1 protein-coding gene is annotated in these 540 nt (G+C 35.2%); it reads right to left on the bottom strand.

The features are described from left to right. Positions 1 to 188: 188 nt before the first annotated feature. On the bottom strand, positions 189 to 540 hold a 352-nt coding region (locus ACFQY0_RS21385; RefSeq protein ID WP_379717149.1), incomplete at its 5' end, for an S-ribosylhomocysteine lyase.

Raw genomic sequence — 540 nt, 5'->3', positions numbered from 1 at the left:
ACCACTTTGGTCTAATGCAGCGATAAACCCTTTGCCATTTTTAACTTTTTCTAGCTGTGACATATTAAAATCGACACTCCCTATAATTTTATAAAAACGTTTCAACTATAGTATGCTAAACTTTTCACTAAAGTGCAATTATTTTATTGACAAAAGTCATATCAATGTTGTTAACTTTTTTAGAAAACTTATTCATCAGCAAATACTTTGTGCCAAGTATTTTTGCCATCTAGCATCTCTTTTACAGCGTTTTTAGCTCCTTCTAAATCGTGACTCTTTGCGAATCCGCATTGCACCTCATTTTGGGCCGGTATTTCTGTTGCAGCTAGGCAGTCCAGCAACGCTTTTTCGAGTGCTTCGGCAATGTTTTCTGGGTTTTTATCATTAAATACCGTGAGATAGAAACCTGTCTGACATCCCATAGGGCTTAAGTCAATCACATTTGGATAATGGTTTCTCATATTTTCTGCCATTAAATGCTCGAGTGTATGCATTACTGGCATTTTTAAGAAAGCTTTATTAGGTTGTTTAAATCTTAAG

Origin of the sequence: Haloferula chungangensis (assembly GCF_042664875.1) — a bacterium.
Taxonomy (GTDB): Bacteria; Verrucomicrobiota; Verrucomicrobiia; order Verrucomicrobiales; family Akkermansiaceae; genus Haloferula; species Haloferula chungangensis.
Note: the sequence above shows the minus strand (reverse complement) of the source record. Positions and strands in the feature narration are given on the sequence as shown.